The sequence below is a fragment of the Paraburkholderia flagellata genome (assembly GCF_021390645.1).
GTDB classification, from domain to species: domain Bacteria; phylum Pseudomonadota; class Gammaproteobacteria; order Burkholderiales; family Burkholderiaceae; genus Paraburkholderia; species Paraburkholderia flagellata.
The window spans coordinates 183,367-209,332 of the sequence record NZ_JAJEJT010000005.1; the positions used below are offsets into that span (position 1 = coordinate 183,367).

General features: G+C 64.9%; 26 protein-coding genes and 1 pseudogene. 13 read left to right on the forward strand and 14 right to left on the reverse strand.

Annotation, left to right across the window (positions count from 1 at the left end):
* Positions 1-155: 155 nt before the first annotated feature.
* Complete coding sequence (locus L0U83_RS37270) at positions 156-1,412, forward strand: cation:proton antiporter (RefSeq protein WP_233889536.1); 1,257 nt, start codon at positions 156-158, stop codon at positions 1,410-1,412.
* 332 nt (positions 1,413-1,744) lie between these two features.
* Here the strand turns inward: L0U83_RS37270 and L0U83_RS37275 are convergent, their stop codons facing one another.
* Positions 1,745-2,179, reverse strand: coding sequence for an SET domain-containing protein (locus tag L0U83_RS37275; protein ID WP_233889537.1), 435 nt, complete (start codon positions 2,177-2,179; stop codon positions 1,745-1,747).
* A 267-nt stretch (positions 2,180-2,446) separates the two neighbouring features.
* On the opposite strand from L0U83_RS37275, the gene L0U83_RS37280 reads away from it, so the two are divergent.
* Positions 2,447-2,740 (forward strand): transposase, encoded by a 294-nt coding sequence (locus L0U83_RS37280; protein ID WP_233888168.1) that lies wholly within the window; start codon positions 2,447-2,449, stop codon positions 2,738-2,740.
* Entirely contained in the window at positions 2,737-3,621 is an 885-nt protein-coding gene (locus tag L0U83_RS37285) for an IS3 family transposase (RefSeq protein ID WP_233887093.1), read from the forward strand. The genes L0U83_RS37280 and L0U83_RS37285 overlap by 4 nt, the downstream gene beginning before the upstream one ends.
* Positions 3,622-3,774: 153 nt before the next feature.
* On the opposite strand, the pseudogene L0U83_RS37290 reads toward L0U83_RS37285, so the two are convergent.
* Together L0U83_RS37290 and L0U83_RS37295 are read right to left on the reverse strand one after the other, a co-directional pair.
* Positions 3,775-4,230, reverse strand: a pseudogene (locus tag L0U83_RS37290) (HU family DNA-binding protein); the annotation flags it as partial.
* Between the two features lie 595 nt (positions 4,231-4,825).
* Positions 4,826-5,437, reverse strand: a complete 612-nt coding sequence (locus tag L0U83_RS37295) for a 3'-5' exonuclease (protein ID WP_233889538.1) — start codon at positions 5,435-5,437, stop codon at positions 4,826-4,828.
* Positions 5,438-5,550: 113 nt separating this feature from the next.
* Between L0U83_RS37295 and L0U83_RS37300 the strand changes: the two genes are divergently transcribed.
* A complete protein-coding gene (locus L0U83_RS37300) occupies positions 5,551-5,772 on the forward strand; it encodes a hypothetical protein (RefSeq protein ID WP_233889539.1) in 222 nt (73 codons plus the stop codon).
* Between the two features lie 467 nt (positions 5,773-6,239).
* On the opposite strand, the gene L0U83_RS37305 is transcribed toward L0U83_RS37300, so the two are convergent.
* Positions 6,240-7,160, reverse strand: a complete 921-nt coding sequence (locus L0U83_RS37305) for a LysR substrate-binding domain-containing protein (protein ID WP_233889542.1) — start codon at positions 7,158-7,160, stop codon at positions 6,240-6,242.
* A 153-nt stretch (positions 7,161-7,313) separates the two neighbouring features.
* On the opposite strand from L0U83_RS37305, the gene L0U83_RS37310 reads away from it, so the two are divergent.
* The 9 genes from L0U83_RS37310 to L0U83_RS37350 are packed head-to-tail and all read left to right on the forward strand — an operon-like array spanning position 7,314 to position 15,201.
* Positions 7,314-8,135 (forward strand): transporter substrate-binding domain-containing protein, encoded by an 822-nt coding sequence (locus L0U83_RS37310; protein WP_233889544.1) that lies wholly within the window; start codon positions 7,314-7,316, stop codon positions 8,133-8,135.
* Between the two features lie 39 nt (positions 8,136-8,174).
* Positions 8,175-8,882 carry an amino acid ABC transporter permease gene (locus L0U83_RS37315; RefSeq protein ID WP_233889547.1) on the forward strand — a complete coding sequence of 236 codons (708 nt, stop codon included), beginning with the start codon at positions 8,175-8,177 and terminating at the stop codon, positions 8,880-8,882.
* Positions 8,879-9,721, forward strand: a complete 843-nt coding sequence (locus tag L0U83_RS37320; RefSeq protein WP_233889549.1) for an ABC transporter permease subunit — start codon at positions 8,879-8,881, stop codon at positions 9,719-9,721. The genes L0U83_RS37315 and L0U83_RS37320 overlap by 4 nt, the downstream gene beginning before the upstream one ends.
* A complete protein-coding gene (locus tag L0U83_RS37325) occupies positions 9,718-10,488 on the forward strand; it encodes an amino acid ABC transporter ATP-binding protein (protein WP_308445114.1) in 771 nt (256 codons plus the stop codon). The genes L0U83_RS37320 and L0U83_RS37325 overlap by 4 nt, the downstream gene beginning before the upstream one ends.
* 16 nt (positions 10,489-10,504) lie before the next feature.
* Positions 10,505-11,542: a C-terminal binding protein gene (locus tag L0U83_RS37330; RefSeq protein ID WP_233889550.1), complete on the forward strand. Its 1,038-nt coding sequence runs from the start codon at positions 10,505-10,507 to the stop codon at positions 11,540-11,542.
* Positions 11,543-11,552: 10 nt separating this feature from the next.
* Positions 11,553-12,248: an RraA family protein gene (locus tag L0U83_RS37335; protein WP_233889552.1), complete on the forward strand. Its 696-nt coding sequence runs from the start codon at positions 11,553-11,555 to the stop codon at positions 12,246-12,248.
* A 20-nt stretch (positions 12,249-12,268) separates the two neighbouring features.
* Positions 12,269-13,438, forward strand: a complete 1,170-nt coding sequence (locus tag L0U83_RS37340; RefSeq protein WP_233889553.1) for an alpha-hydroxy acid oxidase — start codon at positions 12,269-12,271, stop codon at positions 13,436-13,438.
* A gap of 51 nt (positions 13,439-13,489) precedes the next feature.
* The gene (locus L0U83_RS37345; RefSeq protein ID WP_233889554.1) at positions 13,490-14,845 is read left to right on the forward strand and encodes an acyclic terpene utilization AtuA family protein; all 1,356 of its coding nucleotides are present in this window, start codon (positions 13,490-13,492) and stop codon (positions 14,843-14,845) included.
* Entirely contained in the window at positions 14,842-15,201 is a 360-nt protein-coding gene (locus tag L0U83_RS37350) for a DUF4387 domain-containing protein (protein ID WP_233889555.1), read from the forward strand. The genes L0U83_RS37345 and L0U83_RS37350 overlap by 4 nt, the downstream gene beginning before the upstream one ends.
* 46 nt (positions 15,202-15,247) lie before the next feature.
* Here L0U83_RS37350 and L0U83_RS37355 read toward each other — a convergent pair whose 3' ends face one another.
* From L0U83_RS37355 to thmT, 10 genes are all read right to left on the reverse strand, one after another.
* On the reverse strand, positions 15,248-16,459 hold the full coding sequence (locus L0U83_RS37355; protein WP_233889556.1) for an alpha-hydroxy acid oxidase: 1,212 nt from the start codon (positions 16,457-16,459) through the stop codon (positions 15,248-15,250).
* 1 nt (position 16,460) lies between these two features.
* On the reverse strand, positions 16,461-17,261 hold the full coding sequence (locus L0U83_RS37360) for an SDR family oxidoreductase (protein ID WP_233889557.1): 801 nt from the start codon (positions 17,259-17,261) through the stop codon (positions 16,461-16,463).
* A gap of 10 nt (positions 17,262-17,271) precedes the next feature.
* Positions 17,272-18,615, reverse strand: coding sequence for an MFS transporter (locus L0U83_RS37365; RefSeq protein WP_233889559.1), 1,344 nt, complete (start codon positions 18,613-18,615; stop codon positions 17,272-17,274).
* A gap of 67 nt (positions 18,616-18,682) precedes the next feature.
* The gene (locus L0U83_RS37370) at positions 18,683-19,660 is read right to left on the reverse strand and encodes a quinone oxidoreductase family protein (RefSeq protein ID WP_233889560.1); all 978 of its coding nucleotides are present in this window, start codon (positions 19,658-19,660) and stop codon (positions 18,683-18,685) included.
* Positions 19,661-19,668: 8 nt separating this feature from the next.
* Positions 19,669-20,472, reverse strand: a complete 804-nt coding sequence (locus tag L0U83_RS37375) for a crotonase/enoyl-CoA hydratase family protein (RefSeq protein ID WP_233889561.1) — start codon at positions 20,470-20,472, stop codon at positions 19,669-19,671.
* Between the two features lie 13 nt (positions 20,473-20,485).
* Positions 20,486-21,511: an acyl-CoA dehydrogenase family protein gene (locus L0U83_RS37380; RefSeq protein WP_233889562.1), complete on the reverse strand. Its 1,026-nt coding sequence runs from the start codon at positions 21,509-21,511 to the stop codon at positions 20,486-20,488.
* Between the two features lie 24 nt (positions 21,512-21,535).
* Entirely contained in the window at positions 21,536-22,687 is a 1,152-nt protein-coding gene (locus tag L0U83_RS37385) for an acyl-CoA dehydrogenase family protein (RefSeq protein WP_233889563.1), read from the reverse strand.
* 10 nt (positions 22,688-22,697) lie between these two features.
* Entirely contained in the window at positions 22,698-23,984 is a 1,287-nt protein-coding gene (locus L0U83_RS37390) for a CaiB/BaiF CoA transferase family protein (RefSeq protein WP_233889564.1), read from the reverse strand.
* Between the two features lie 37 nt (positions 23,985-24,021).
* The gene (locus L0U83_RS37395; RefSeq protein ID WP_233889565.1) at positions 24,022-25,710 is read right to left on the reverse strand and encodes a thiamine pyrophosphate-binding protein; all 1,689 of its coding nucleotides are present in this window, start codon (positions 25,708-25,710) and stop codon (positions 24,022-24,024) included.
* Positions 25,711-25,717: 7 nt separating this feature from the next.
* On the reverse strand, positions 25,718-25,936 hold the full coding sequence (thmT, locus tag L0U83_RS37400; RefSeq protein WP_308445129.1) for a 2-hydroxymuconate tautomerase: 219 nt from the start codon (positions 25,934-25,936) through the stop codon (positions 25,718-25,720).
* Positions 25,937-25,966 lie beyond the last annotated feature (30 nt).

The window sequence follows — 25,966 nt, forward strand, 5'->3', positions numbered from 1 at the left end:
TGTTTCCTGATCACAGGATATCTGTGCAGCCAGCGCGGAATCTCTGAAGCAGCCAACGGAAACGAGGCAACCGTGATGGTCCGTTCAGCAGCAGAAAAAATTGACCACCCGTCTGTTACTCGTCAGTCGCGGCACGTTTCGTGGAGGAAAAGACGATGCATTGGTTTGATACGATAAGGTCCGCCTTGCTGGCGCTGCCGTCCCTGGCAAAGTTGGCGATTTTCACGGCAGTTGTCGTCAGCGCTCCCGCGCTTGCGCGGCGCCTCAGAATTCCAGAACTCATTGTGCTGCTCGTTTTCGGGGTCCTTCTAGGACCTTACGGGTTCGATGTCATCCCGCGCAACCATCCGGTTGCGCAGTTCTTCGCGGACCTCGGAGTGCTGATGCTGATGTTCACGGCCGGGCTTGAGATCGACATCGATCTGTTTCGGCGAACACGGACTCGGTCGATCGCATTCGGAATAGTTACTACTATGGTGCCGCAGGCGATCGGCACCGCACTGGGTCTGGCGTTCGGCTATCCGATTATTCCCGCTATCGTCATCGGTTCGCTGCTCGCATCGCACACGTTGATCAGCTTGCCGATCGTCACGCGCCTGGGCGCCGTGGGGCTGGAACCGGTCGTCGTCACGATCGGCGCCACGCTCGTATCGGACATGCTGTCACTAATCGTGTTTGCAATTTGCGTGTCAATCTACACGACCGGCTTTTCGCCATCTGGCCTTGCCGTGCAGATTGCTGAGGTTGCCATTTTCGTGCCACTGATCCTGTTCGGCGGCAGCCGTGTGGGCGCTTGGGCCCTGAGCAAGCTGCGCGACAACGAGCAAGCCTATTTCATCACAATGCTTGGCATCCTGGCGGTGGCTGGCATGCTCTCAAATCTGATCCAACTGCCAGGCATTGTCGGCGCCTTTCTGGCCGGATTGTCAGTCAATGCGGCGGTCGGCAAACACTCCGCGAAGGAGAAGCTGGAATTCGTTGGCAAGACCCTGTTCATCCCGGTCTTCTTCATTGTTACCGGCTTCCTGATCGCACCCATCGCATTCGAGCATGCTGTCTGGACGCACTTTTGGCTGGTTGCAGGCCTCATCGGTTCCCTGATCTTGGGAAAGGGAATTGCCGCGTTTCTCGCGGGGCGTATATTTGGCTACTCACGTCAGGCGAAGCTGACGATGGTGGCGCTGACGTTGCCGCAGGTTGCGGCCACGCTTGCGGCCTCGTTGGTCGGCTATAAAACGTTCAATGCAGCCGGAATACGGTTGCTGGACGCCAAGATGCTAAACGCAGTGCTGGTGTTGCTGGTTGTTACTTCGATCCTTGGACCGCTCCTGACCGAGCGGTTTACCCCCAGACTGGTCAAGGACGAAGCGCCAACAAAGGCCCCGGACGGGGCAACGCCTGAGCCAGAATGATTGAAAGAGGCTGCTAAGGGGACCGTCACGGCGGCGCAAATTCGTGCGATCGGCCGTAGTCGGCTTTCCGAGTCCGATGACCGATTGCAGATGCGGAGCCGACGTCTGAGTGTCCGACCGACGGTACCAGCGAATGACGGTTCATGGCCGACACCGGCACTTCGGTGGCAGCGGCGCGTTGAACAAATCGAATGCCGCAAAGGCCACACGCAGCGCGGACCACGGCCTTTGACGCTTTCCGGTGCCTGCTGCGCTTATGCGTCCGCGCCTCGAGGTATTGGCTCCCGCAGTCGCCGCGTATTGCGGTGACGGGACCCGTCTGCAAAGCGAACCTAGATCGGAGCAAGCATGGTGCCGCGGCAACGCCTGTCGCCACAGCGACAGGCGTACTCGCTGGCTGAATTGCGCGCTTGCGCCGAGACTTCAAGCGCGTAGTCGATGAACAGCTCCTCGCCGGGCTGGATGTCCCTGAGAGCGTGGATGTAGACGCGGCCTGATTGCTCGATCGCCTTGCAGTTCGCCTTGCACGCATGATTGAGCCACCTTGCGCCGTTACCGCCGCGGCCGCCATCAATGACGCGCCCGTCCGACAATCCAAAGAGGAAAGTGTGCCCGGCATCGGCGCGCCGCGCGTACGTGCGGGTCGCTTCCCGCCAGGTGGTGACAAGCCCCTTGTACTCAAAGATGCGTTCGCCGACGGAAAGCGCCCGCAGGGCAAAGACACCCTTTCCGTGAATGGGAGAGTGCCGAACGGAAACGCGCTTCATGCCGGGAAAGTGTGAGGAAGGGAGATCCTGAGTATAACGGCAGCAATGGCTCCCAACATGTGACGGTGGATCGTAGCGGGTGTCTGGTCATGGGCCGGCACATATGGGCCACTCGGCGCTCACTTCGTCGTCGCAAACGCGCCGGCTATTTGCCTCTTAAGTTTGACCTCGTCGCTGTGCATATTTTGAGGTGGTTGAGGCCGAAGTGATCTTACCCACGTTCGGTGGACACCTTGAAAAGGGCATACTAGCTCTGCGAGGTGTCTCATGGAACGCAAGGAATACAAGCGGTATAGCCGGGAATTCAAGCTGGAAGCGGTTCGGCTGGCGGCGCTGGGCGAGAAACCAAAGGCGCAGATTGCTCGCGAGCTTGGAATCCGTGTGAACCAGTTGCGCAACTGGCGGCTCGAGTTCGAAGAAGAGGAGCGCGTCGGCGTGCCGAAACGTGCACCAGTTCAGGAAGAAGACGTCGCGAAGCTCAAGCGTGAGAATGCTCGGCTCCGGGAGGAGAATGAGCTTTTAAAAAAAGCGGCCATCTACTTCGCGCGGGGATCGATGTGAAGCATCAGTTCATTGCTTCGCATGCGCATAGCTACCCAGTGAAGACCATGTGTCAGGCACTGAACGTCTCGGCTAGCGGTTACTATGCCGCCCGCACCCGTGTGCCAAGTCGGCGCAGCGAAAGGCAGGCGCTGCTGACCTCGAAGATCCGGTCCATTCATGTCGCAAGCCGCCACACGTACGGTGCCCCGCGCGTGCATGCCGAACTGCTCGTGCAGGGAGTTGCGTGCAGCCTCAATACGGTAGCCAAACTGATGCGACAGGCACAGATCATGCCGAAAGCCATCAGGCGGTATCGCGTGACCACTGACTCGCGCAACACGAGAAAGGCCTCGCCGGATCTGGTCAAGCGCAAATTCCTGGCTGACCGGCCGGACGCCTGCTGGCTGAGCGACATCACCTACATCGCAACGCGCGAGGGTTGGCTCTATCTGGCCGCGATCCTGGACCTGCACTCGCGTGCTGTGGTGGGCTGGGCCATGAGCAGGACACTCGATTGCCGGCTCGCAATGGATGCTCTCCAGATGGCGATAAGCAAACGCGGATCGGCTCCGGGTATCGTGCATTCCGATCAGGGAACAACGTACTCAGCGGTCGAATATCGTGCCTTGCTCGGCCGGCACGCGATCCGTCAGAGCATGAGCCGCAAGGGAAACTGCTGGGACAACGCGCCAATGGAAAGCTTCTTCCACACGTTGAAAACAGAGCTGGTCATGCATTGTGACTTCAAAACCCGCGATCAGGCACGAGCCAGTCTGTTCGAATATATGGAGGTGTTCTACAACCGCCAGCGGCGTCACTCAACGATCGGTTACGAGGCGCCGCTGCCCTTTGAAATGCTGACGAACGCCAAATTCAAGGTGTCCACGGTTCGTGGGTAAGATCAAAGCGTGCCGCAATTGTGGCGCACCGTTGTGAGTTCCGCGCGGCTTAGGGTTCCCGCAAGCAGTGCATGATTGGCCTCGATGACGGTGGCGGCGCCCTGAAAACAAAAAGCCCGCTTGGCGGGCTTCCTGTCAACGTCGCAACGGGCCTCAGGCTGCGGCGGCGTCCTTCAGCTTCTTCAGCGCGCGAATCTTCAGCTTCACCGTTGCCGGCTTTGCATCGAACCAGCGCTCTTGACCCGTGAACGGGTCCTTGCCGAAGCGCTTTTTCTTCGCCGGGACAGCCTGGACGCCGATTTTCACCAGGCCCGACAGTGTGAACTCACCTGCACCCTTCTTATGCACCGAGCCCAGAATCGTGTCTTCGAGCGCAGCCAGAACGGCTTTGGCTGCTTTCGGATCGACACCGGCTTGCTCGGCAACGTGCGTTGCCAACGAGGCCTTCGTGAACGTTTCCTTCAGCGGCTTGAGTACGCCATTGGTCGCAGCCTTCTTCGCCGGAGTAACAGCCTTCGGCGCGGCCTTCCTGGCTGCCGGCTTTGCGGCCTTCGGTGCTGCCTTCGGTGCGGCCGATTTTGCAGCCTTCGGGGCTTTCGTTGCGGTCTTCGTTGCCGTGAATAATCCTCTATCAAGTTGAGAACCGCTTAAGACGGTGCACGACGCCTCGCGTTACTGCACTGTCTTAAGCTGGCGCTTAGCGTATCAACGGTTTTCGCGATTCGCAACAGGAAAGCGCCTTCTGGCAAGCCGTTTCTTCATCGCCAGCGAAGAAAGTCCATGACGCACGCCCGATTTCGCAGCGACCGCGCGTGAGAGCCGCGTCTGAACAGGAAGAACCGTGCAGTCCCACCGCCTGCACGCATCTACGTATCGGTAAGGCAGCCAACTGCCCAGGTTACGGCGCTTTGCGGCTTCGCCGAACGGGACACACGTGGCAACCCAGGACCACCTCAAGCAGCGCGCGGAACAAAAAGGCCGCCCAGGATGGTTGACTGCCCAGCTCTCAACGGACGTCCGCTCAAAAAGGCGGCCGTCTACATGGCCAAAGCCATTCACACGGACTGGAGAAAATGCTCGCCAGCCTGAGCGGGTGGTGCGCTCGATCAGCTACTGCGTCATCAACACGACAACGCGACCGTGCCTCTGGAGGGCCTCCCCCCACGGATCGATGGGGCGGCCCAGGTTGTTCGGCGCTGTGGGCTCAGTCGTTAGGCAGCGAAGCCAGAAATGTCGCAACCTTCGCCTTGCTGGTTTTCTGCAATCGCGCCATGAGGGCGTGATCGATTCGCTTGAGCCCGTATGTTTGAGCGATGTCGTGCTGCAATCGGCACCATAGATGGCTGGCGACCTCAGCGTCAACCATCGCCCGGTGAGCACGACCCGATTTCGGTAACCGAAGCATCTCCGCCAAGCTAGAAAGGCGGTGACTCTCAGCGCGTGGGTAGATCCGCCTGGCGACGAGCATTGTGCAAGCAAATGAATGCTCCGCTGGCACTCCAAGAAGCCCCAGTTCTGCCTGCCAAAACCGCTTGTCGAAACCGGCGTTGTGGGCAACGACGGGATGGTTTCCAACAAACGCCGCAGATTCCCTCATGACTTTCGATACAGGAGGAGCCGATGCGATCATGTCGTTCGTGATGCCGGTGAGAGCAACGACATCGGACGGGATGCGCCGTCCTGCGTTCATCAAGCTCTGGTAACGATCAACAATCTGGCCGTCACGCAGGAGGATGACGGCAATCTCGGTAGCGCGGTCGCCCAGATTCGGCGAAAGCCCGGTTGTTTCGAAGTCGAGTACCGCAACGGTCTGCATTTTTCTTTCGTTCACTAATCAGTTGATGCCGTATTACGCACGCTTCCCCACGCCTGTCGAGCCACCCAGGTAAGACGCCCATATGCCGATGCCTGGCTGCATGGAGAACATCCTTGTACAAAGCCAAATGGAGCGCTTCGTTCTTTCTTGCCGTCAAGCTGATAACGCCTTTGTTAGTTCGCCCGACTGCCGCTCAGGCCAGTTCGCCAACCAACGACACACCCAGAGCCTGGATTTTCAGGGTATTCGTGGCGCTGCGCCCGGATCCGGATGCGTTGAATGAATGGCGGCGTATTCTACGCCTCGTGAACCGACATTATTTATATCGGCTCTAACGCCGTCGCGAGTTACCGGGGCGAACGTGGACGGTTGACAGATGAAAACGCCTGGACTGACGCGTAGGTCAGGAGCTGCGCTTTGATCTCGCTGGAGTGGAGGAATGCGGGTTCACCGGCATCGGGCAAGCCGACGGGTTCAGCGGAGGACGGGCCGCGGGACCGCATCCGTCGATTTTTGAATTTGCGTAGTTTGATAGGTAAACACGTGCATTGTGATAATTAAACTTATCTCAACACGAATGTTGCGTGCCGATTTTTGGAGCGAGACTTCTGTCCGTCCGGAAGACGTTTCATCTGGAACGGGAGGGTTTCGATGCCGGCTCACTCGGCTTGCCCCTTGACGAGGCGAAGGCACTCCGGGCCGGCCGCAATGTTCGATCGTCGACACGCGGGCCGCCGAAGCTATCGCACGGATGAACGCGCGCATCTGCCGGCGACGACCCTCCACACCCGCCACGAAAAGCTCAGCGCCAGCCGCGCCCGGCGTCGATCACTTCCTTGTTCAGCCTGATCAATGCCTCGCACGCGTATGCCGAAAATGTCTCGATCAGAGCGAACGGTCGCGCGGTCCTCGACCGGATCAGCCAGATCTCGAATTCCATTTTCGGTTCGAATTCGCACACGACGAAATCCATACCCGCGTTGTTGTACACGCTGATCGGATCGACCACCGCGACGCCGACGCCGTTGGCGACGAATGCGCACGCGGTTTCCGACTGGCCGACTTCGATCTGGATACGGCGCTGCACGTCCGCCTCTTCGAAGATCTTGTCGATCTGGAAGCGCGAATGGTCTTGCGGGCCAAGCGCGACGAAGTCCTCGCCGTCCAGATCCTTCGCCCGGATCAAGCGTCGCTTCGCCAACCGGTGCCCTTTGGGCAGGATGCACACGCCGCGTAGCGTGCACACGTAATCGCTGTCCACCTCCGGGCGGTCGCCCGGCAGCACGCTGAAGCCGAGGTCCACCTGCTGGGCGGCCACGGCATCGACGAGCGAGCGCGAGCGCATGCTTTCCACGCTGAATTTCACGTCAGGCCGCTCTTTGCAGAACGACGTGACGATGCCCGGCAGCACGCGCCGCGTAAGCACCGGGAACGACGCGATGCTGAGCGCGCCCCATGTCTGGTCACGTAGCGCCTTGGCGACGTTCGCGACGCGCCCGACGCCGATGAACATGCGCTGCACTTCCGCATACAGCACTTCCGCCTCGCGCGTCGCACGCAGTTTCGTGCCGGCGCGGATGAACAGGGAAAACCCGCAACTGCTTTCGAGCTGGGCGATCAGTTGGCTGATCGCCGGCTGCGATACGCCGAGCAGTCCAGCGGCCGCCGTGAGGCTCCCAGCGGACATCACAGCCTGAAAAGCTTCGAGCTGACGTACATTCATCATCCGATTCCTGCATAAGAACCACTTATAAGAAGTGAATTTTGTCCTATTTGACTATTATAAGGCGTGATCGAAGAATACTCACACGCCAACCGCCGGGCCGACGCCCGGAACGGCCGGTGCGATCACATAATTTTCTTCTGGAGACCGTTCATGTCAAAGCGTTCCTGGTGGGTCGTTCTCATGCTGTTCGCGCTCGGCTTTGGCTGCCTGTCGGGCGGTGCACGCGCCGACGAACTGCAGATGGTCAAGGCGCGCGGCAAGCTGATCGTCGGCATTCGCAACGACTACGTGCCGTTCGGGTATCTGGACAACAAGGGTCAGTTGGTGGGCTTCGAGGTGGACCTCGCGAAGTTCGTCGCGAAAGACATGTTCGGCTCCGAAACAGCCATTGAATTCGTGCCGGTAGTGGCGTCGAACCGCATCGAACTGCTCAACGCGGGACGCATCGACGTGATCTTCGCGACGCTCGGGAAGAATCCGGATCGCGCGAAGGTAATCGACTTCACGGACCCGTACTACATGATGGCTGGCATGGTCCTGCTCGCGCCAAAGAACACGACCATTGCGAAATGGGAAGACGTGAAGGGCCGCAAGGTGTGCGGCAGCCAGGGCAACATGTACAACCGTGCGCTTCAGGAGAAGCTGGGCGCGGACACGGTGCTCTTCACCGGCACCGCGCAGATGTACAAGGCATTCCAGGACGACCGTTGCGAGGCGATCGCCTACGACGGCCCGAATCTCACGCGCAAGGTGAGCGAGGACGGCTGGAAGGACAAGGACAAGATCGCGCTCGAGGCGTACGAATACGTGCCGATCGTCGGCGGCGTGCGCAAGAACGAACCGGCGTTCCTCGCAGCGCTGAATCAGTCGATCAAGCGGGCGGAAGCGGCGGGCGTGCTCGCCAACGCCGAAAAGACCTACAACATGGGCACGAGCAAGTTCGTAACGGGCCAGCAGGCTTCCGCGAAGTAGTCGCTGATCCTGACTGGACGAAGTGCGCAAGGGGGGCTCATGAGTCTTGACTTCACATGGCTGGCCGATCCGCTTTATCAGAAGTGGCTGCTCAGCGGCATCGGCACGACGGTAGCGATGTGCGTGTGCGCGATCGCGCTGATGTTCGTGATCGGCATTGTCGGTGCGGCGCTGATCTATTTTCGCGTACCGCTGCTCGAGACGTTGACGACCATCGTTGTCGAGCTGTTGCGCAACACGCCTCCGCTCGTGCAACTGTTCGTGCTGTATTTCACGCTATCGGAACTGGGGCTCTCGGTGCGCAATCTTGCAACGGGTCAGCAGATTCCCGTGTTCAGCGGATTCACGTGCATGGTGTTGTCGCTCGCGCTCTACAACGGCGGCATTGCGGTGGAGATCGTGCGCTCCGGTTTGCACGCGGTGCCCTATGCGACCGTCGAAGCGGCGCGCAGCCTCGGCTACTCGCGGCTGCGCACGTTCTGGCATATACAGCTGCCCATGGCGATGCGCCTGTCCACCGTGCCGATGACCAACAACATCGTCAGTCTGATCAAGACGTCGTCGCAGGCCGCATTCGTCGCTGTGGCTGACGTGATGTATTACGCCACGCAGATTACGCTCGAAAACTTCCGCAATCTCGAAGTGATGCTGACGGTGTGGTGCTGCTATCTGGCGCTCGCTTCGTTCGCCTCGACGGTCGCGGGACGCATCGGCCGCGCGGTGCATATCCCGGGGTACGGCGTATGAACGCGATCACGACCAGCAAACCGGCCTGCCGTACGCGGCCGATGCAGCCCGAAACGCGCGCCTTTGTGTACGGCATGATCGGCGTGCCTCTGCTGCTGGGGGCGGTGCTAGCCGGTTGCTACGGCCGCGCAAGCGGCGATGCCTTCGCGTTGCTCGCAGCGCGAAGCGGCATGCTGCTGACCGGCGCGCCCGGATCGGGTCTCGCGGGCGGCTTCTGCGCAAACATCCTGATGAGCCTCGCGGCCATGTGCGTTTCGGTCTGTACCGGCGTGCTGCTGTGTGTCGCCACCCTCGCGAACACGCGCATCCTGCGGATGATCGCGCACGGCATCGTGAATCTGCTGCGCAACACGCCGTGGCTGATCGCGCTCTACGCGATGCTGTATCTGCTGCCGTTCTATGTGCCGGTGTTCGGCACGGTGATTCCGTTCTCGCCGTTCGTGAAGGCGGTGGTTGGGCTGTCGCTGCCGGTGACGGCGAATGTGGCGGAAGTGATGCGCGGCGGCATCGAGGCCATTCCAGCCGGACAGTGGGAATCGGCGCGCGCGCTCGGCTATCGCAAGAATCAGATCCTGCAATACGTGATCGTGCCGCAAGCGATTCCGCTGATCATGCCGAACATGATGACGGTGTTCGCGATGCTCTTCATCGGCAGCAGTCTCGCAGTGGTGACGGGCACGTCCGACGTGCTGTCCGTGGCCAACACGATCACCGCCAGCGACGGCTCGCGCTATGCAACGGCGGTCCAGCTTTTCGTGTTGCTGCTTTTCTTCCTGTTTAGCTTTCCGATTGCAATCCTGAGCCGTCGTCTCGAACGGCAAATGCGGGAGAAGTCATGAACGTGGTCCAGCAAAAAGCGCCGCTGATCGAACTCGTCGACGTGCACAAGGCGTTCGGTGGCACCGACGTGCTCAAGGGCGTGTCAATGACAATCCGGAAAGGCGAAACGGCGTGCATCATCGGGCCGTCCGGCTCCGGCAAATCTACGCTGCTACGCTGCCTGAACGGGTTGATTCCGGTGGATGGCGGCACGGTCCGCGTCGGTTCGTTCGCGGTCGAGCAACTGAAGCGCGACAAGGATCTCGTACCGCTGCGCCATCAGGTGTCGATGGTATTTCAACAGTACAACCTGTTTCCCCATCGCACGGTGCTCGAGAACATCATGATGGCGCCGCTTCAAGTGCTGCATCAGTCGCGCGACGAGGTGAGAAAACGCGCCCTCGAACTGCTTGAGCGCGTGCGGCTGACCGGCAAGGAAGGCGCGTATCCGGCGCAGCTTTCGGGTGGCCAGCAGCAGCGTGTCGCGATTGCGCGCGCGCTGGCGATGCAGCCCGCGATCATCCTGTTCGACGAAGTTACGGCGGCGCTCGATCCGGAAATGGTGAGCGAAGTGCTCGCGGTGATCCGCGACCTAAGTCGCGGCGGCATGACCTGCGTGCTCGTCACGCACGAAATGCGCTTCGCAGAAGAAGTGGCCGATGTCGTGTTCTTCACCGACCGCGGCACCATTGTCGAATCCGGCGCGCCGGCCGACATCTTTCACGCGCCGCGTGACGCGCGCCTCAGGAGCTTTCTCGGCAAGGTCCTGTCGCGTACGGCGGCGTGATTCAAACGGAGGAGAAGTGTCAAGCAAACTCAAGGTACTGGTGCCTGACGCGCATCTGCGCGATCTCGACGTCGAAAAGGGCGTGACGGGCGCGCTCATCGACTATCAGGTGTACGACGAAACCGAAGCCGCGGCGATTCCCGACGAGCAATGGGCGTCGTGCGATGCGATCCTCGTCTGGCATCGCATGAAGATCACCCGCGACGTGGTGAGCCGTCTCGCGCGGTGCCGGATGATCGTGCGCGTGGGCGTGGGCTTCGACAACGTCGACACGCTCGCCTGTCGCGAGCATGGCATTCCCGTGTCGAACGTACCGAACTACGGCACCACCGAAGTGGCCGATCACGCGATTGCGATGATGCTGTATCTCGCGCGCGGACTGGGCACTTACGAGGCGCGTGTGAAGGCCGACCCGCAGCACGGCTTCGTCGCGGAGAACGTGCCGGTGGTGCGGCGCCTGCGCGGCGGCACGTTCGGCGCGATCGGCATGGGCCGTATAGGCACGGCGATCGCGCGGCGCGCGGCGGCGCACGACATGCATGTCGTCTACTACGATCCGCTCGTGCCGGAAGGCCACGAACTCGGCCTCGGCTACGAACGCGTCGAATCGCTCGAGGCGCTGCTCACGCGCGCCGACGTGGTCAGCGTGCACGTGCCGCTCTCGGATGCGACGCGCTTCATGATCGGCGACGCGCAACTCCAGGCGATGAAGCCGAACGGCATCTTCATCAACATCGCGCGTGGCAAGCTGGTGGACGTCGACGCGGTGTACCGCGCCTTGCGCTCCGGCCATCTGGCGGCGGCGGGTCTCGATGTGCTGCCGTCGGAGCCGCCGGTGCCGCTGCCGCCGCTCCTCGAGGCGTGGCGCAACGAGGAGCCGTGGCTCGCGGGCCGTCTCGTGATCACGCCGCACGCAGCGTTCTATTCCGAAGCCGGATATCTCGACATGCGCACGTTCTCCGCGCAGATGCTCGTCGACTATCTGGTGCACGGACGGCTGCGCAACAACGTCAACCCGGGCTGGCAGGACGCCGTGCCCGCTTCAACCCGATAAAGCGACCGTCATGGCCTATCACCAGCTCGATGTGAGTTTCCCCCGGTTGTCCGACGAAGTCCTCGCACAGTGGCGGCTGATTCCCGCCGCCGTTGCATCGGACTGCATGAACCGCACGCAAGTCATGGCCTCGACCATCAAGCCGATTTTCGCGGGCGCGCGGCTATGCGGCCAGGCGCGCACGGTCGCGACGATGGTTGGCGACTGCGGGCCGATCTGCAACCTGATCGGCTACGCGCGCCCAGGCGAAGTGCTCGTCGTGGACGCGGGCGGCGCGCAAGACATCGCCGTGTGGGGCGGCGTGATGACCGAGGAAGCCGTGCATCGCCGGATCGGGGGCGCGGTGATCGACGGCGCGATTCGCGACGTCGCGGACATGCGGCGCCTGAAGTTCCCCATGTTCTGCCGCTCGGTCGTGCCGCGCGGCCCGCATCACGGCTTCGGCGGCACGGTCGATTCGACCATCGCGGCGGCGGGCGCGCCCGTCAGTCCCGGTGACGTCGTGCTAGGCGACGACGACGGGGTAGTGATCGTGCCGCTCGCCATTGCGAACGACGTGCTCAAGGCGGCGCAAGCCCATCTGCTGAAGGAGGCGAAATGGATCGATGGCATTCGGGGCGGAGTATCGATCAGCGAAATGTTCTCGCTGCCGCAGGCGCAGACCATGGCGCTGAGCCAGAAGCCGGCGAGCGAGCCGCAGCGGTAGCGCACCTGCACGCGTGCCGCGTGGAGGCGCCGCAACGGTCGGCGCACCTGCGCGACGTGCTGTGCCTGAACGACTTCGCGAACGTCGCGAAACGCCGCCTGCCCGCGGCCATGTACGCGTACGTGTCCGGCTGGGCCGAGGATGGCGCCGCGCATCGACGCAACCTGCGTGGTTTCGAGACACGTTCGTTCGTGCCGCGCGTGCTGGTCGATATCGAACGGCGCGACACGCGTACGACGCTCTTCGGCGTCGAATACGAGAGTCCGTTCGGCATCGCGCCAATGGGCTTCAGCCGGATGGCGGCCGCGCACGCGGACGAACGGCTGGCGCGTGCGGCAGCCGAAGCGGGCGTGCCGTTCATCCTGAGCGGCGCTTCACTGACGCCGCTCGAAGCGGTGCGCGCGGCAGGCGCGACGAGCTGGTTCCAGGCGTACGTTCCGGGCGACGCCGCGCGTATCGATCCGATGCTCGAACGCGTCGCGCAGGCGGGCTTCGACACCCTTGTCATCAACGTCGACACTGCCGTGCATGGCCAGCACGAACACGCTGAGAAGCACGGCTTCCGTTCGCCGGTGAGGCCGAGCGCGCAAATCGCGTGGCAGGCGATCACCAGGCCGTCGTGGTGCTGGCGCGTGCTCGGCGAAAGCCTGCTCGCGCGTCGGCCGCTGCGCTTCGAGAACATGGACGCGGTGGCGGGGCCGCCGGTGCTGTCGCGCACGCTGGTGCGCGACATCGGGCGGCGCGGCGCGCTGTCGTGGGCACATGTCGAGCGCATCCGGAAACGCTGGCAAGGCCACCTCGTTCTCAAGGGCGTGATGTCCGCCGCCGACGCGGTCCTCGCTGAGCAGGCCGGCATTGATGGCATCGTCGTGTCGAATCATGGCGGGCGCCAGGTAGATTGCGCAATCGGCTCGCTCGACGCGCTCGAAGCCATCGCCGCGCGCGTCGACCGGTTGACACTGATGTACGACGGCGGCGTGCGGCGCGGCTCGGACGTGCTGAAGGCGCTCCATTGCGGCGCGCACTTCGTGTTCGTCGGACGGCCGATCCTGCTGGCCGCCGCTGCCGCAGACGCAGCCGGTATCGCACACGCACTGGCGATATTGAAGCGTGAAATCAGCACGAACATGGGACTGCTCGGCATCAACCGCATCGACGAAGTCGCTCGACTCCAACTGCTGCGCGACTGACGCACCACGCTTTCATCTTCCGACGCATTGTGCGTCATGGTAAGGAGACCTATGGATAAGCCAATACGCGTACTCACACCCACCTGCACGCTAGGCTACGGCTTCGCGAACGATGCGTTCGAACGCGCAATGTCGATGCAGCCCGACGTGATCGCCGTCGATGCCGGTTCGACCGATCCCGGCCCGCACTATCTGGGCTCGGGCGAAGCGCTGGTGTCGGAAATCAGCATCCGCCGCGAACTCACGCAGTTGATTCTCGCCGCGCGCAAGGCGGGCATTCCGGTGATCGTCGGCAGCGCGGGCGGCGCGGGGACGCGCATCCACGTCGACGACGTGGTACGCATCGTGCGCGAGATCGTCGCCGAGCATGCACTGAGCCTGCGTCTCGCGTGGATCTACGCCGATATCGCGGCAAGCGTCGTCGCCGATGCGGTGGGGTGCGGCGAGGTGCGAGACTTCGAGGCCGGCTGGGAGCTGAGCGCGGACGAGGCGCGCGCCAGTCATGCGATCGTCGCGCAGATGGGCCACGAGCCGATCGTCGAGGCGCTGGAAGCCGGCGCGGACGTGATCATCGCGGGCCGCGCCTGCGATGACTCGGTGATCGCCGCGTTTCCGATCTGGAAGGGTGCCGATCCAGGGCTCGCGATCCATATGGGCAAGATTCTCGAATGCGGCGCGTTTTCGGCCGAGCCGCACGGCACCGACGTGATGATGGGGACCATTGACAATACGGGTTTCACACTGGAGCCGGGCAGCATGAAGCGGCGTGCGTCGCTGACCTCGGTGGCCGCGCACACGCTCTACGAGCGCGAGAATCCGTTTCGTCAGGCCGGGCCGGGCCATGAGCTCGATCTGTCCGCGTGCGAATTCACGCAGATCAGCGAGCGCGAGGTGCGCGTGAACGGTTCGCGATTCATTGCCACGGACGATTACTGGATCAAGCTCGAAGGTGCGCGCCGGCGCGGTTACCGGACCATCACCGTCGCGGGCGTGCGATGCCCGACGATGGTCGCGCGCATCGACACGCTGCTCGCCGACGCGAAAGCCGCCGCGCTCGCTTATTTCGCCGCGCCCGATCTCGACGTGCAGTTCCACGTCTATGGCCGTGACGGCGTGATGCGCGGCCTCGAACCGGTGAAGAAGACGGCGACCCACGAACTCGGGCTCGTGATCGAAGCGGTCGCGCACGAGCAGTCGCTTGCGCACGCGGCGGCGCATTTCCTTAGCGGCACGCTGTTGCACGTGAGTTTTCCGGGTATGTACAACACGGCGGGCAATCTCGCGTTTCCGTATTCGCCCTCCGAAGTGGACGCCGGGCCGGTGTACGAATTCTCCACGTATCACCTGCTTAAAACCGTGTCGCCCACGGCGCTATTTCCCATTCACCATGAGGCGCTCGCATCATGACGACCGTTCCGCTGTCATCGCTCGCAACGGTGATCCGCAGTAAAAATGCCGGCCCGTTTCTGCTCACCTTCGATGTGATGTTCGAAGACGCCGCGCATTTCGAAGCCGCATGGCACTCCGGTCGATTCACGAAAGCCGCGATGGCCGAACTCTTCGGCGTGGACGGCGGCGCGATCACGTCGATCTTCGCCGTCCCGCGCGGTCAGGCGATCAAGGTGACGATGCGCCGCCCGTTGCCGCAAGGGCGGCTCGGCGAATCCGACATGTACGGCTGCCAGCAGCATGCGCCGTTGCTCGATTTCGCCATTCCCGTGCGCAATGTACGAGTGGAGCTGGAAGCCGTTTCGCGGGAGTGAGTCCCGGCAAGCCGACGCCAAGGGGCCGCCGCCGCAGGAGCGCCGCTCAGTCCGCAAGGCTTGCCATCGCTTCGCGGCGCGTTGCCGGCGCGGGATCCGCCGTGAGCGCAACACGCCGCACCAGCAGGTCGGCGCGCATTGAGGACAGCGCTGGCGTACCGGACAACGCCATCGTCGTATCCACTTCCTGGCGCAGCAACGCGATCGCGTGGGCGACGCCTTGCGCTCCCGCCACCGCTGTTGCGAACAGGAATGGCCTACCGGCGAACACGAAGTCGGCGCCCAGCGCCAGTGCCTTGAGCACGTCCGTTCCGCGGCGAACGCCGCCGTCGAGCAGGACCGCCATATGCGGCGCGGCGGCGCGTATGGCCGGCAATGCGTCGAGCGGCGCGATGGCGTGGTCGAGCTGCCGCCCGCCGTGATTCGACACAACAATCGCATCGGTGCCGATGGCCTGTGCCCGGCTCGCGTCGTCGGCGCGCAGTAGTCCCTTGACGACGAGACGCCCAGCCCATTGATCGCGAATCCAGGCAATGTCGTCCCAGCCAAGGCGGTCGCGCCCCGCGCGATGGTCGTCCCGCAAGCCGGTGACGATCGGACCTCCGCGCTGGGCCCCGTAGTTTTCGAAGTGGGGAACCCCGCCGTCGAGCAGCGTGCGCAGCGCCGTGCCGGCAAGCCAGCGCGGGTGTGACAGCGCGCCGCCGAACAGCTTGAAGCCGGGCCGCAAAGGCACGCTGAAGCCCGCGCGCAACTCGCGCTCGCGCTTCGCGGCGATCGGCACGTCCACGGTCACCACGAGCGTGGTGACGCGGGCCGCGCGCAGGCGGGCGAGCAGGGGCGCGACAACCTCACGCGCTTTCGGGATATAGGCCTGGAACCAGGCGTTGGGCGCCACGGCCAGCACCTGTTCGAGCGGCGTGGTCGACGCGCCGCTCAACACGAAAGGGATATTGACCTCGTGCGCGGCGCGCGCGATGATCAGGTCGGCGCGATGTCGGCACAGCGCCATCACTCCCATCGGCGCGATACCGAACGGCGCCGCCCAGACGCGGCCCAGAAGCGGCGTGGCCATGTCGCGCCGTGAGATGTCGACGAGCGCGGGCGGCGTGAAGGCCCAGCCGTCGTAGGCGGTGCGGTTGCCGCGAAGCGCCGCTTCGTCGCCAGCGCCGCCGGCGACGAAGCTGTAGACGCTCGGCGGCAAACGGCGGCGCGCATGGCGTTCGAATTCGGCCAAGGTACGGATCGAAGTCAGCTTCATTTCAGAAAGTGCCGGGATAGGTGCCGCCGTCGAGCAGGATGTTCTGCGCATTCAGATAGGAGGCCTGAGCACTGCAGATGAAGGCGCACCAGGCGCCTAGCTCGTCGGGGTGGCCGAAGCGTTGGGGCGCGGTCTGTGTGCGTCGGCGCTCGCGGACCTCGGCGGCGCTCACGCCGTCGCGGCTGGCGACAGTGGCGAAATTGCCGGCCAGCCGGTCGGTGTCGAATACGCCGGGCAACAGGTTGTTGATGGTGACGCCATACGGCGCGACTTCGCGGGCGACACCGGCGACGAAGCCGCTCAGTCCGCACCGCGCGCCGTTGGAGAGCGGCAGATACGCACTGGGCGCCTTCACCGCCGTGCTCGTGATGTTGACGATGCGGCCCCAGCGGCGCTCGATCATGCCGTCCACCGTGAGGCGGATCAACTCGATCGCGCTCAGCATGTTGGTGTTGATCGCGTCGAGCCAGTCCGCCGCGGTGAACTCGCGGAAGTTGCCCGCTGGCGGGCCGCCCGTGTTGGTCACCACGATGTCGAATTGCGCGGCGCTCCTTGCGCCCGCCTGTTGCGCGGCGGCGAGTGCGCGCTCCCGGCCCTCGGGTGTGGCGATATCGGCGGCCACGGGTACGACGGTCGCGCCGCTCGCGCGCAGGCGGCCCGCGGCGGCGGCCAGCGCGTCCTCGCCGCGCGCGACGACGACCAGGTTGACGCCTTCGCGTGCCAGGGCTTCGGCGCACGCGTGGCCGAGCCCCTTGCTGGCGCCGCAAACGAGCGCCGTCTTGCCTCGCAATCCCAGGTCCATCGCTGTGCTCCTAGTGTGTGCGTTGTTCAACCGCGCGCATCAGCCGCGCGGGGATCCCGAGCCAGACGAGCACCGCGCCCGCAATGCTGATGAGCCCCGAGAGTGCGATGCCATAGTCGAGACTGCCGGTGGCGCTTTTGACCCAGCCGATCAGCGCGGGAGTGACGAAACCGCCGAGGCTGCCGACCGTGGTGATGATCGCCAGTCCCGCGGGGGCGATGGCGCCCTCCAGGAAGGCGGCCGGCATCGTGAAGAACACGGCGTATTCTCCGTAGACGCCGAACGCGATCATCGAGATGAACAGGATCGACATTGCCGTATGGCCGTGGACCGTGGCGAGCAGCAGGGCACCGGCGGCCGCCATCAGCGAGCAGAAGATGAAGTGCCAGCGGCGCTCGAGCACGCGGTCGGAGTTGCGGCCCACCAGGTACATCGAGAGACAGCCGACGGTGTAGGGCACCGCCGAAACAAAACCCACCATGCCGACGTCGTGAACGCCGAGTGACTTGATGATCGACGGTCCCCAGAGCGAGAGCACGGTGACGGCCGAGACCAGCGTGAAATACGCGGCTGCCGCGATCCACACGCGGCGGTTGAGCAGGGCGCGGCCGAGCGCGCTGGTTTTGGAGGGCGTGGCGCTCGCGCGCGACTTCGCGACGTCCCACGCGATGTACTGCTTCTCATCGGGGGTGAGCCACCGCGCCTGCTCGGGTCCGTCAGGCAGGTAGAAGAATGCGATGATCCCCAGCGCGATGGCCGGCACGCCCACACCGATGAACAGCATCTGCCAGCCATGCAGGCCGAACGCGCCGTCGAGCCCCGACATGATCGCCCCGGCGATCACGCCCCCCACCAGTCCCGAGAAGGGGTTGGAGAGCATGAACATCGCGTAGATGCGGCCTTTCTTGTCGGCCGGAAACCAGTATGTGATGTACAGCAGGATGCCCGGAAAGAACCCGCCTTCGGCCACGCCCAGCAGGAAGCGCGCGAGATAAAACTGCGTGGGCGTGCGCACGAGGAACATGAGCGTCGTGGCGAGTCCCCAAGCCACCATGATGCGCAGGATGGTGCGTCGAACGCCGAAGCGGTTCAGGTAAATGTTGCTCGGCACTTCGAACACCACGTAGCCGGCGAAGAACAACCCGGCGCCGAGCCCGTATGCCGCTTCGCTGAAGCCAAGCTCCGTCAGGAACTGCAGCTTCGCGTAGCCGACACTGGTGCGGTCGATCATCGCCACCAGGTAGCAGACGAACAGGAACGGCACGAGGCGTAGCGTGACGCGCCGGTATAGCGCCTCACGTTCTGATGCGCTGTCGGCTAGCGCCGGCGCGATTTCGCTTTCCGGGATGTCCATTGAAGTCTCCTGACCATATTTTTGGTGGTTCTAAGCAACGGCACCGGGCAGGACCCGGGTACGGCATTCAGTCCGGCAGAAGGATCGTCGCTCCGGTGGTTTGCCGCGACTCGAGCTTGCGGTGAGCCTCGGCCACGTCGCCGAGCGCGAAACGCTGCGCGATGTCGATACGTACCGCGCCCGAGCGGATCACGTCGAACAGCTCGGCGCACATGCGCTCGAGATTGTCCCGCCGGGCGGTATAGGTGAAGACGCCGGGGCGCGTGAAGAACAGCGAGCCGCGCTTCGCGAGTTCCTGGGAGTCGATCGGTGGAATGGGCCCCGAGGCGTTGCCGCAACTAACAAGGAGTCCGAGCGGACGCAGGCAGTCCAGAGATATCCAGTAGGTGTCCTTGCCAACGGAATCGTAGACCACTGGCACGCCTTCGCCGCCTGTGATCTCACGCACGCGTTCCACCACGTTCTCGCGGGTGTAGACAATGGTGTGCGCGCAGCCATTGGCGCGGGCTCGTTCGGCCTTGGCGTCGGAGCCGACCGTGCCGATCACGGTGGCGCCGAGATGCTTCGCCCATTGCGTGGCGATCGACCCGAGGCCGCCCGCGGCCGCGTGGAACAGGATCGTCTCGCCGGGCTGCACACGCCAGGTCTGGCGCAGCAGATATTGGGCCGTCAGCCCTTGCAGCATGATGGCGGCCGCCTGCTCGTACGAAATGTCGTCGGGCAGCTTGATGAGCCGGTCGGCCTGGATGACGCGCGCGCTCGCGTAGGCGCCGAGCTGGCGGCTGGCGTAAGCCACGCGATCGCCGGGCGCGATAGCGCTCACGCCAGGGCCGACGGCCTCGACGACGCCGGCCGCCTCGACGCCGAGCCCGGTCGGCAGCGGATGCGCGTACATGCCGCTGCGGTAGTAGATGTCGATATAGTTCAGGCCGATGGCGTGGTGGCGCACCCTTGCTTCGCCCGGCCCCGGCGCGCCAGCTTCGAACGGTACGTAGCGCATCGCTTCGGGGCCGCCGGCGCGATCGATCACGATGGCTTTATCCATGGCGGGCCTCATTGCGCGGACTCCTCGAACTGCGGCTTGCGCTTTTCGATGAACGCGAGCACGGCTTCGCGGTGCTGCGGGGTCTTGTGCGCGATGGCCTGCATGGTCGCCGAGAGTTCGAGGACGCTGTCGAGGCCGCACGTCTGGCCTTCGCGCATCAGGCGCTTGGTCATGCGCAGCGCCGGCCCCGAGTTCGCGGCGATACGTGCGGCAAGGCCGCGCGCGGCGCTCATCAACTGCTCGGGCGGCACGACCTGCGAAACGAGGCCGATTGCGAGCGCCTCGCGGGCGTCGACGGCATCGCCGGTAAAGGCCATTTCCGCGGCGCGCGACATGCCGACCGCACGCGGCAACAACCATGCGCCGCCGTCGCCCGGCACGATGCCGACCTTCACGAAGCTCTCGGCGAAGGTGGCGCGTTCCGAGGCGATCCGAATATCGCACATGCAGGCCAGATCGCAGCCGGCCCCGATTGCCGGGCCGCTCACCGCGGCCACCGAGGGCACTTCGAGGCCAAACACGGCGCGCGTCAGGCGCTGGATGCCCCCGCGGTATTCGTCCACGATGCGCGTCGCGTCCAGCGCATCGTCGAAGTAGCGCTGCATTGCCTTGACGTTGCCGCCGGAGGAGAAGATCGTGTCGCCGCCCGTGATGATGACGGCACGCACGCTTGTATCGGCGTTGATCTGCGCGCAGGCGGCGACGAACTCGTCGACAGCGCTGTTGCCGGTCAGGGCGTTGCGCACTTCGGGGGCGTGCATGGTGAGTGTGACGATCGCGCCGTCACGCTGGATGTCGAGAAATGGATTCATTGTCGTATTGCGCTCAGGCGAGCGAGGGAGAAAGTTGGCCGCGGACGTAGTCGAGCGCGCTGGCCTGCGAGGCCTCCGGCATGTCGATCCAGGCGGCGCCGAGCCGCTCGTACCAGTACGACTCGGAGCCGTAGTGCGCGCGCCATTCATGCAGGCGGCGCGTGAACAGCGAAAGGTCGTGCTCGGCCGTGATGCCGATGGCGCCGTGCACGGCGTGGGCGACCGCGCACACGAGCACCGCCGCCTCACTCGCGTAGCCTTTGGCCATGGGCGCCGCATCGGGGCGCGGTGCGATGCCTTCGGCGGGAAGCGCGAGTTGCGCGGCGATCCGCGTGGCGGCCACACGCTCGGCGAGCTGGCTGATCTGTTGCTGCATTGCCTGGAACTTGCCGATGGGGCGCCCGAACTGGACGCGTTGGCGGGCGTGGTCGAGCGACAGTTCCAGCACGCGCGCCATCGCGCCCGCCATGCGCGCCGCGCAAAGCGACGCGCCGAGCGTCGGCCAGTCGAGCGGCGGCAACGCCCGCGCCGCGCGCGGCACGCCATGCCAGCGGATCGTCGCGTCGCGACAGCCGGCAATGCCGGTGCAGCTCACTTCGGCTTCGGCGGTCGGCCATAGCGCGGGACGGCCATCGTGCTCGAGTGCAACCCACTCGCAATGCAGGCCGTGCGGCACGCGCGCGAGCACGATGTCCTCCGCGGAGCGGGCCGCGCGCGGCGCGATGCCGAGCGGCCCGGTCACACCGGCCAAGGCCGCTTCGCCGCCCGCCTGCGCGAGCGCCGCGCGTAGCGCCATCGTCTCAGCGAAGGGTAGTGGCACGGCGTAGCGCCCGCAGGCCTCGAACAGCGGATACGCATCGCGCAGGGCGAGGCCTGCGCCGCCGTGCGCGCTCGCGAGCACCGTGTCCGGGAAGCCCGATTCGACGAAGGCCTGCCACACGCGCTGTGCGCCCCGGTCGTGCTCGATGGCCCGGACCGCAGCGGCGTTGCAATGATCCGCCAGCAGGCGTTCAAAGGCGCCGGAAATCAGTTCGTCCAATTCAATCTCCGTGAGGTTCTGTGTTCAGCGCAACCCGAGTCCCAGGGCGATCATGCCGCGCAGGATTTCGCGCGTGCCGCCGCGCAGCGAGAACGAAGGCGCCATGCCGGTGACGTAAGCGAGCGCGCGGACCAGCGCGGCGGGCGGCGGCGGGGCATCGGGATCGTTCAGGAGGTCGCCGACGAGGGTCGGCACGAGTTGCTCGAACTCGGTGCCGAGGTCCTTCGTCAGCGCGGCTTCGATGACCGGGCTCGCACCACGGGCCAATTGCGCGGTCACGGCGACCGACATCGCGCGCAGCGTGCCGAGATGCGCCAGCAGCCGGCCCGCGCAGTGCGCGTGCCGTGCGTCGTGCCGGCGTGTCGCGCGCAGGTGGAGCAACCATTCGTCGAGCACGACGATGCTCGAGTAAATGCGCTCGGGGCCGCTGCGCTCGAATGCAAGCTCGGCGGTGACCTGGCTCCAGCCTTCGCCTTCGCTGCCGATCAGCGCGTCGTCGTCGAGCCGCACGTCGTCGAAGAAGACTTCGCAGAAGTGCTGGTCGCCGCTCAGATCCTCGATGGGGCGCACGCTCACGCCAGGCAATGACAGATCGACGATCACCTGCGAGAGACCTCGATGACGGTCCTCGCTCGTGCCGGACGTGCGCACCAAAGCGATCATGTAGTGAGAGCGATGCGCCTGGGTGGTCCAAAGCTTCTGCCCCGAGAGCGTCCAGCCGCCGTCCGCCCGCGTCGCACGGGTGCGTACGGAGGCCAGATCGGAACCGGAGCCGGGCTCGCTCATGCCGATACAGAAGAACGCTTCGCCACGGCAGATGCGCGGCAGGTAAAAGCGCTTCTGGCGCTCGCTGCCGTACCGCGCGATCAGCGGACCGCTTTGCCGGTCCGCGATCCAGTGGGCGCCGACCGGCGCGCCGGCATTGAGCAGTTCCTCGGCGAGCACGAAGCGCGCGAATGCGCCGCGATCGCTGCCGCCATACGCCTTCGGCAGGGTCAGCCCAAGCCAGCCGCGCGCGCCGAGCGCGCGGCTGAAGTCGGCGTCGAAGCCCATCCACGAGCGCGCGCGGGCGTCGGCGGGAAGCGCGCGCAAGCGCTCGCGCAGGAAGGCGCGCACCTCGGCGCGCAGCGCCTCGTCCTCTGGCGGCAGCGCGACGCAGGCAAGGGGTTCTATCATCGCAGTCGTTTCATCGAAGGGTTGAGGAGCCGATCACGCCATCCGCGGTGAGGCGTTCGAGCGCGGCGGCATCGAGGCCGAGCAGGGAGGCGAGCATGTCGTGGGTGTGTTCGCCGAGCAACGGGGGGGCGCCGCGGTAGGTGGCCGGCGTCGCCGAGAGGCGGATCGGGTTGGCCACGAGCGGGACCGAGCCCGCCACCGGATGCGGCAACTCCAGCTTGAGCCCGCGCGCGACGACCTGCGGATCGCGAAATACGCGATCGACCGTATTGATGGGGCCGCACGGAACGCCCGCCGCTTCGAGCAGCGCGACCCAGGCGTCGGTGCCGCGTTGCACGGTGACGGCGCGCAGCAGCGGCACAAGCGTCGCGCGGTGCGCCACGCGCGCGGCATTGGTCGCGAAGCGCGGGTCGTCGGCCCACTCGGGATGCGCCAGCACCTGGCACAGCCGGGCGAACTGCGCGTCGTTGCCGACGGCGAGAATCATGTCGCCGTCGGCGGTCGGGAAGTCCTGGTAGGGCACCACGTTCGGATGTGCGTTGCCGAGCCGGTGCGGCACCGTGCCGCCGTACAGGTAGTTCATGGCCTGATTCGCGAGCGTTGCGACCTGCACGTCGAGCAGCCCCAGATCGATGTGCTGGCCCGCCCCGCTGATCTCACGATGCGCCAGCGCGGCGAGGATCGCGTTCGACGCGTACAGGCCGGTCAGCACGTCGGTCAGCGCGACGCCGACCTTGAGCGGGCCGGCGCCGGCATCGTCGTCGGCACGGCCGGTGACGCTCATCAAGCCGCCGAGGCCCTGCACGAGGAAGTCATAGCCCGCGCGGGCGGCATAGGGCCCGGTCTGCCCGAAACCCGTGATGGAGCAGTAGATGAGCCGCGGATTGAGCGCCTGCAGCGACGCGTAGTCGAGTCCATATGGCTCGAGGCCACCCACCTTGAAGTTCTCGACCACGATGTCGGCGTGCGCCGCCATCTCGCGCAACAGGCGCGCGCCCTCGGGTTTCGTGAAGTCGATGCAGACGGACTTCTTGTTGCGGTTCGCGCACATGAAATACGCGGCGTCGCGCGTGTCGTTGCCTTCGCGATCCTTGACGTACGGCGGCCCCCAGCTGCGCGTGTCGTCGCCAACACCGGGGCGCTCGATCTTGATGACGTCGGCGCCCAGGTCGGCCAGCAGTTGCGTGGCCCACGGTCCCGCGAGGATCCGCGAAAGGTCGAGCACGCGCACATGGGACAGCGCGCCGGGGGCGCAGGATTCGTCGCCGCGCGGCGAGGGGCTGGAGGGTATCGTCATGACTCGGCGCAAGTTCGGTCGTGGTGGGCGGCGTCGTTCACGCGCGGGAGGCCTGGGCCGCTTCGCGCAGGGCGCTGAGCGAGGCGTTGGGCGTAATCGCTTCGGGGTCCAGAAGACAATGCAGGATTGCCGGCCGCCCGCAAGCGAGCGCGCGCTCGAGCGCCGGCCCGAACTGCGCGGTGCTCTCGACGCGCTCGCCGTACCCGCCGAACGCCTCGGCGAAAGCGGCGAAGTCGGGGTTGCGCAGCGCCGTGGCGGTGACGCGCCCCGGGTAGATTTTTTCCTGGTGCATACGAATGGTCCCGTACATGCCGTTGTCGACGACGATCACGACGATCGGCAACTCGTACTGAACGGCGGTGGCGAACTCCTGCCCGTTCATCAGGAAGCAGCCGTCGCCGGCGAACGCGACCACTGTGCGTTCCGGGTAGAGCCGTTTCGCGGCAACGGCTGCCGGTGTGCCGTAACCCATCGAGCCGCTCGTCGGCGCGAGCTGGGTGCCGTACTGCGAAAAGCGGAAGAAGCGGTGCAGCCACGTCGCGTAGTTGCCGGCGCCGTTGCAGAGGATGGCATCGGCAGGCAGGCGCTCCTGCAGCCACGCGACGACCTGCGCCATCTGCAATGCGCCCGGCGAATCGATCGACTGCGGGTCGCTCCAGCTTTCGTAGCGGCTGCGCGCGCTGCGCGTGGACTCGGCCCACGGCGGCGACGCCGGCGGTTCGAGCCGGGCGGCCGCGGCCGCGAACTGCCGCATCGAAGCGTGAATCGCCAGGTCGGGCTGATAGACGCTGCCCAGTTCGGCCGCATCGGGGTGAACATGGACCAGTAGCTGCACCGGGTCCGGAATGCGCAGCAAGGTGTAGCCCTGGCTCGCGGCTTCGGAGAGGCGGCCGCCGATCAGCAAGACCAGATCGGCGTTCTGGAACTGCTCCACCAGTTTGGGATTCGGGCCGAGGCCCAGGTCGCCGATGAAGTTCGGGTGCTGCGCCGGATACAGCATCTGGCGGCGGAACGACACCGCCGCGGGCAGGCTGTAGCGCTCCGAAAACCGCACCATGTCCTCGACGGCCTGCTCGTCCCAGCCGCTGCCGCCCAGCAACGCGATGGGGCGCCGCGCGGTGGCCAGCAGGCGCTGCAAGGCGTCGAGGTCCGGCGCGCCGGGCCAGGTCTGAAGTGGCTGGTGAGGGCGGGCGTCGCCCGCGTCGGCGGTTTCGACCAGCATGTCTTCGGGCAGGGCGATGACGACCGGCCCCGGTCGCCCGGAGGTCGCGACATGAAAGGCGCGCGCGATGATCTCCGGAATCCGCTTCGGGTCGTCGATCTCGGTGACCCATTTGGCCATGGAGCCGAACACGGCCCGGTAGTCGAGTTCCTGGAAGGCGTCGCGCCCGCGCATGCCGCGCTCGACCTGGCCGACGAACAGGATCAACGGCGTGGAGTCCTGTTGTGCGATATGCACGCCGTGGCAAGCGTTGCTCGCGCCCGGTCCGCGCGTGACGAAGCACACGCCGGGACGTCCCGTGAGCTTGCCGCAGGCTTCGGCCATCATGGCCGCCCCGCCTTCCTGGCGGCACACGGTGAGCTTGACCGACGTGTCGTGCAGCGCGTCCAGCGCGGCGAGGAAGCTTTCTCCGGGCACGCAGAAGACGTGTTCAACGGCGTGCAGCACCAGTTGGTCGATCAGGATCTGGCCGCCGGTGCGCGCCTTGAGGGTCTCGTTTCGCATGGTTCTGTCAGGCGTTGTCGGGGGAAGGGGCGGCGCCGGACGGCCCGGTTTTGGCCACGCCGGCGGTTGAAAAGTGTTGGGGCGGCACTTCGTAGACCATGATGCGGATGTTGTCGAGCGGTGCGTTCAAGGTGCGGTGAAGTGCGTCGGCGACTTCGCGGTACATCGCCGCTTTCTGTTCCTGGCTGCGGCCTTCGATCATCGTGATCTGGACGATGGGCATGATGCGTTTCCTCTCTGGGGGCGGACGTAAAGG

Bases quoted from the DNA above. Each gene is read 5' to 3' on its own strand.
- L0U83_RS37365 (WP_233889559.1), bottom strand. From the start codon at position 18,615: ATGGACATCCCGGAAAGCGAAATCGCGCCGGCGCTAGCCGACAGCGCA.
- L0U83_RS37310 (WP_233889544.1), top strand. From the start codon at position 7,314: ATGTCAAAGCGTTCCTGGTGGGTCGTTCTCATGCTGTTCGCGCTCGGC.
- L0U83_RS37390 (WP_233889564.1), bottom strand. From the start codon at position 23,984: ATGACGATACCCTCCAGCCCCTCGCCGCGCGGCGACGAATCCTGCGCC.
- L0U83_RS37325 (WP_308445114.1), top strand. From the start codon at position 9,718: ATGAACGTGGTCCAGCAAAAAGCGCCGCTGATCGAACTCGTCGACGTG.
- L0U83_RS37305 (WP_233889542.1), bottom strand. From the start codon at position 7,160: ATGAATGTACGTCAGCTCGAAGCTTTTCAGGCTGTGATGTCCGCTGGG.
- L0U83_RS37320 (WP_233889549.1), top strand. From the start codon at position 8,879: ATGAACGCGATCACGACCAGCAAACCGGCCTGCCGTACGCGGCCGATG.
- L0U83_RS37355 (WP_233889556.1), bottom strand. From the start codon at position 16,459: ATGAAGCTGACTTCGATCCGTACCTTGGCCGAATTCGAACGCCATGCG.
- L0U83_RS37280 (WP_233888168.1), top strand. From the start codon at position 2,447: ATGGAACGCAAGGAATACAAGCGGTATAGCCGGGAATTCAAGCTGGAA.
- L0U83_RS37345 (WP_233889554.1), top strand. From the start codon at position 13,490: ATGGATAAGCCAATACGCGTACTCACACCCACCTGCACGCTAGGCTAC.
- L0U83_RS37295 (WP_233889538.1), bottom strand. From the start codon at position 5,437: ATGCAGACCGTTGCGGTACTCGACTTCGAAACAACCGGGCTTTCGCCG.
- L0U83_RS37375 (WP_233889561.1), bottom strand. From the start codon at position 20,472: ATGAATCCATTTCTCGACATCCAGCGTGACGGCGCGATCGTCACACTC.
- L0U83_RS37350 (WP_233889555.1), top strand. From the start codon at position 14,842: ATGACGACCGTTCCGCTGTCATCGCTCGCAACGGTGATCCGCAGTAAA.
- L0U83_RS37275 (WP_233889537.1), bottom strand. From the start codon at position 2,179: ATGAAGCGCGTTTCCGTTCGGCACTCTCCCATTCACGGAAAGGGTGTC.
- L0U83_RS37335 (WP_233889552.1), top strand. From the start codon at position 11,553: ATGGCCTATCACCAGCTCGATGTGAGTTTCCCCCGGTTGTCCGACGAA.
- L0U83_RS37360 (WP_233889557.1), bottom strand. From the start codon at position 17,261: ATGGACCTGGGATTGCGAGGCAAGACGGCGCTCGTTTGCGGCGCCAGC.
- L0U83_RS37370 (WP_233889560.1), bottom strand. From the start codon at position 19,660: ATGGATAAAGCCATCGTGATCGATCGCGCCGGCGGCCCCGAAGCGATG.
- L0U83_RS37395 (WP_233889565.1), bottom strand. From the start codon at position 25,710: ATGCGAAACGAGACCCTCAAGGCGCGCACCGGCGGCCAGATCCTGATC.
- L0U83_RS37315 (WP_233889547.1), top strand. From the start codon at position 8,175: ATGAGTCTTGACTTCACATGGCTGGCCGATCCGCTTTATCAGAAGTGG.
- L0U83_RS37270 (WP_233889536.1), top strand. From the start codon at position 156: ATGCATTGGTTTGATACGATAAGGTCCGCCTTGCTGGCGCTGCCGTCC.
- L0U83_RS37385 (WP_233889563.1), bottom strand. From the start codon at position 22,687: ATGATAGAACCCCTTGCCTGCGTCGCGCTGCCGCCAGAGGACGAGGCG.